5 protein-coding genes are annotated in these 4017 nt (G+C 67.4%); 2 read left to right on the forward strand and 3 right to left on the reverse strand.

From position 1 onward, the window contains the following. The first annotated feature begins 268 nt into the window (after window positions 1-268). Together ACK59X_RS31315 and ACK59X_RS31320 are read left to right on the forward strand one after the other, a co-directional pair. Entirely contained in the window at window positions 269-1243 is a 975-nt protein-coding gene (locus tag ACK59X_RS31315; RefSeq protein WP_409962828.1) for a hypothetical protein, read from the forward strand. Window positions 1244-1342: 99 nt separating this feature from the next. Next, on the forward strand, window positions 1343-1978 hold the full coding sequence (locus ACK59X_RS31320) for a hypothetical protein (protein ID WP_409962830.1): 636 nt from the start codon (window positions 1343-1345) through the stop codon (window positions 1976-1978). Between the two features lie 354 nt (window positions 1979-2332). On the opposite strand, the gene ACK59X_RS31325 is transcribed toward ACK59X_RS31320, so the two are convergent. The 3 genes from ACK59X_RS31325 to ACK59X_RS31335 form a co-directional block, all read right to left on the reverse strand. Further along, a complete protein-coding gene (locus ACK59X_RS31325) occupies window positions 2333-2692 on the reverse strand; it encodes a hypothetical protein (RefSeq protein WP_409962832.1) in 360 nt (119 codons plus the stop codon). Further along, window positions 2667-3074 carry a VOC family protein gene (locus tag ACK59X_RS31330; protein ID WP_409962833.1) on the reverse strand — a complete coding sequence of 136 codons (408 nt, stop codon included), beginning with the start codon at window positions 3072-3074 and terminating at the stop codon, window positions 2667-2669. Before ACK59X_RS31330 ends, ACK59X_RS31325 begins: the two co-directional genes overlap by 26 nt. Before the next feature lie 70 nt (window positions 3075-3144). Beyond that, window positions 3145-3798, reverse strand: coding sequence for a glutathione S-transferase family protein (locus tag ACK59X_RS31335; RefSeq protein WP_409962835.1), 654 nt, complete (start codon window positions 3796-3798; stop codon window positions 3145-3147). Window positions 3799-4017: the final 219 nt, after the last annotated feature.

A 4017-nucleotide genomic window follows, 5' to 3' on the forward strand; every position in this document is an offset into this window, starting at 1 on the left:
TTTCCGCCCCCGCGAAAGCCTGCCGCGGGGTGCTGTGAATGGCGCCGTGTGTGCCGGGTCGCACCGATCCCAAACCGATGGGCAACGCCGCAATGCGCCGCGCTGCAGGCTTTCCCTCCGGGCTGGCCGCGGCAAGCGGCGTCTGCTTTGTCGCTCGGCTTGCCAATAGCCCGCTATTGGCTGCGCCGCGCTTCGCGCATCCATCCGCATGCCGGGGCCAGCGCGGGGGCGAAATGGGTGATGACACGCCCTAACCATCGACTGCGAGGTGCAGGACCGCGACACCCTTTACATCCTGGCCCGCGAGGACGCCACGCAGATGCCTGCCGCGCGCCAGCGCAGGGGCGGACCTTCGGAGGGCCAAATGGCCAAGCGCCTGTTCGTGCTGCGCCTGAACCAGCCCGACCAGCCCTGGGGCCACATGCACCTGACGGGGCTGGGTCGCAGCATGTGCGCCATGGTGCATGCGCCGGAATCCCGGATTGCCGTGGTGGACTCCCAGTCCAGGGTGTGGATGAAGGACGTGAGTGGCGGCAACGGCTTTCAGCCGCGCATGGCGCCCTTTGCCGAGGGCGGCCCCATGACTGGTGGCATCAAGCGTGCGAAAAGCTTCGGTGCCGAACTCATGGCCTGCACCACCACCCGCCAGGTGTTCGTGCGCAAAGCCCCAGGCCATTGGGAGCTGCTGGGCGAGCCCATCCCCAAGCCCCAGGGCATGAGCTTCGAAGACTTCGACCGCTTCGATGCCAATGACCTGTACGCCGTGGGTGATCCCGGGGACGTATGGCACTTCGACGGAACGCAGTGGCGCAAACGGCGCTTCCCAAGCAAGTGGGGCCTGTCTGCCGTGTGCTGCGCGGGCGATGGCAACGTCTACATCGCCGCCGGCACCACCCTCTTTCGCGGCCGGGGCGACCAGTGGCAGAGGCTGAACATCAAGGTGCGGCTGGCCTTCCCCATCCAGGACCTGGTCTGGTACGAGGACCGGCTTTGGGCAGGCACGCACCAGGGCCTGCTGGTGCTGGAAGGTGACCACCTGGTAGTGCCCGAGGACGTCGAGCACGAATTCCAGCACGTGGGCGGCAACCTCGCCGCGCGTGACGGCGTGCTGCTGCTCGCCAGTTGGGGCGGTGCCGCCTTCAAGCGCGATGGCCAGTGGACCACCATCTTCAGCCAGCACGACGCGCGCACCTGGTACGCCAACCACCCAGGGCAGGCATGGCAGCCGCCAGGCGGGGCGTAACGCACGCGCGGTTCGCAGCCGCACACCGGCGCTCTGCGCACCACCCAATCGGCACACCCTGTATGCTTGCGCCGTCCTCCCCCACCAATCCGGCCCCAAATGTCCACAGCGCTTATCGTGATCTTCGTGATCGTTGCCGCCCTGGCGGCCTGCGGCGCGCTCAGCTGGAAGCTGTACGAACTCAACGAGGGTACGGCCTTCACGAGGGTGCGCTATGAACAGCATGTCGCCCAGCTGCGCGCGGCGCTCCTGGCTTCAGAGGCCAAGCTCGCGCTGGTCAGGGAAGCGTTCGAGTCCCCCACCGGGGTCGCCGCCCGGGTCGGCGCCCAGCAGGAGCTGGCGGCAGCCATCCGGACCTATGCGCCGCACCTGCCCACCAGGTACCGGCACACCCTGAGCTCGCTGCAGGCGAACGAAAAGTTCTTCCTCAGCCTCCACAAGGCCGTGCCCGATCTCTTTTCCGACGCGATCAAGGCGCGGCTGGACAAGCACAAGCCCATCGGCGATGACTTCTTCAGCGGCGACCGCAGCGATCTGATTGCAGAGGCCGGCGTGCTCCTGCTGCGGGCCAGGGACGTGCTCAGCTCCACCGATGCGCCCCCCAGCATGGACCTGGGTGCCAAGCACATCGTTGCGGCGATAGCGCAAGGCCTGCAGATCGGCACCAAGCGCAGCCCGAAACTGGCCGAAATCGTGGAAGCCTGGGACGTGCAGCTTCAGCCCGACGCGGCCTGAGCAGCAGGCAGCACAGCTGAGCGCAGCGGTTCTGGCAAGACGGCGCTGCGCCCGCCGCCCCAAGAACCTGTTCAAAGTCTTTTTGGAGCCGCGCAAGCTCCTTGTCGGGATGGAATGCAAGGCGCGGTGTGCAGCCAATAGCTCGGCTATTGGCAAGCGCCGCAACGCCGCAGAACGCCCGAAAACCGAAGGTTTCGCCGAAGGCAAAAGGCACTTGCCCGAAGGGTTGGGGCGAAATCGGGCGATTGGACGCCCCGGCTGCTTGCCTGGGCACGAGCCCATGCGGCGCACCCGAAGCATCCACTCATCCCGATTGCGCCCCAACGCGGCTGCAAAAAGACTTTGAACAGGTTCTCAGACATGCCGAAAGCAGAAATCCAGCGTCCGCGGCCCGATGACCGCGCCCACCGGCGCCTTCGGGTCCGCATGGAACTGCGGCCTCCGGCCCCAACCCGCGAACACCTCCACCACGCACACCCCATCGACCTCGCCCGACAGCCGGTTGTGCGTGGATGAGAACTGCAGGAATCTCGATGCCTGGATGCGCTCCAGCAACTCGGCCAGGGTGGCGTCTTGCGCCAGGTTGTACACGGCCTCCAGCGGGCCCATCTGGTCATCGGCGGCGCAGCAGGCCTGCCGGGTCACGGTGATCCGCAGGCTGGCATCGGGAGCTGCGGCGCCAGAGGGCTTAGCCCCGAAGAGCCGCTTCACCATTGCAGAAAAGCGCAATCTTGTTCCCCACCGGGTCGCGGACATAGGCGACAAAGAAATTCTTGCTGTAGGCGGCGCGAAAGCCCGGCGGGCCTTCGTCGCTGCCGCCAGCGGCGATCGCCGCCGCATGCACCTGCCGCACGCTGTCGTGCGAGGCGGCACGGAACGCCGCCATCGACCCGTTGCCCACCGTCGCCGGCTGGCCATCGAACGGCGGCTTGACATAGACCACACAGGGGCCTCCATCGCTGGCTGCGGCGGGCAGCGAGAATTCCAGGCCCTCGCTGTCCGCCCGCTTGCGGTAGCCCAGCGGCTCCAGCAAGGCAGAGTAAAAGCGCTCGGACGCATGCATGTCGTTGGCGCCCAGGGTGATGTAGCTCAGCATGGTGGTGGGGGTCCAGGGTGTGGCGGGGGTGATCGGCGGGGTCGGCAGTCAGGCCGGCGGACGAGCGCGCTCATTGTCCATCCAGCGGAAACCGGTCGCGCCAGAACGCCTGCAGCCGCGGCTCATTGTCCACCCGTTGCACCACGGGCGCCATGCGCGGCGCCACTTCGCAGAAGCGCTGCCGCCACGGACCGAAGCGGGACACCACGGTGACATACAGGTCCAGCACCGTGAGTTCATCGCCCAGCAGGTAGGTTCCCGGGCTCAACTGGCCATCCATGTGGGTCCAGCACAAGGCGATGCGCTCGTGCACGGCGTGGACCACGCCATCGCGCGCGGCCGGCGGCACGCCGATGCGGCCCACGTCCGGCTTGATCCAGTGCAGGGAGCAGATGGCCGAGGACACGTACACCATCCACCGCAGGTACCGGGCCCGCCGGGGGTCGGCCAGCCCGGGCGCCAGGCGCGCCTCGGGGTGCAGGTCCGCCAGGTGGATCAGGATGGCGGCGCTTTCGGTCATGGCCTCGCCACCGGGCAGCACCACGGTGGTTATCTGCCGCAGCGGGTTCAGCGGGGCCACGCGCTCGCGGGCCGCACTGTCGGCCCAAGTGGCGCCATCGATCAGCTTGTAGGGTGTGCCCAACAGGGTCAGCGCCGCATCGATGGCAATCGAGCCGGAGGCGGGCGCGCCATGGACGGTCCAGGGGGTGTTCGCGGGTGCCATGGCAGCTTCATGGCACAAGCGCCCATCACCCATTTGGGGGCTCATCAACAGCGCCCCACCCTCCTAGAATCGTAAGCAAAAGAAAGAGCGGGAAACCTGGGAGAAAAATCGCAGGCGTCCGCGGGCTGGCAGCCCAGAACCTTATCGCCCGCCGCCGGCAACGGGAAGTGCTTCCCCGCCCAGGCGCGCTGATCAGAGCGCCACTACCACAGGCCCAAT

It is taken from the genome of Acidovorax sp. (assembly GCF_046339755.1).
Classification (GTDB): Bacteria; Pseudomonadota; Gammaproteobacteria; order Burkholderiales; family Burkholderiaceae_C; genus Acidovorax.

What these genes read in the sequence shown, in the direction of transcription:
- ACK59X_RS31320 (WP_409962830.1), top strand. Translation starts at nt 1,343, where the DNA reads ATGTCCACAGCGCTTATCGTGATCTTCGTGATCGTTGCCGCCCTGGCG.
- ACK59X_RS31325 (WP_409962832.1), bottom strand. Translation starts at nt 2,692, where the DNA reads ATGGTGAAGCGGCTCTTCGGGGCTAAGCCCTCTGGCGCCGCAGCTCCC.
- ACK59X_RS31330 (WP_409962833.1), bottom strand. Translation starts at nt 3,074, where the DNA reads ATGCTGAGCTACATCACCCTGGGCGCCAACGACATGCATGCGTCCGAG.
- ACK59X_RS31335 (WP_409962835.1), bottom strand. Translation starts at nt 3,798, where the DNA reads ATGGCACCCGCGAACACCCCCTGGACCGTCCATGGCGCGCCCGCCTCC.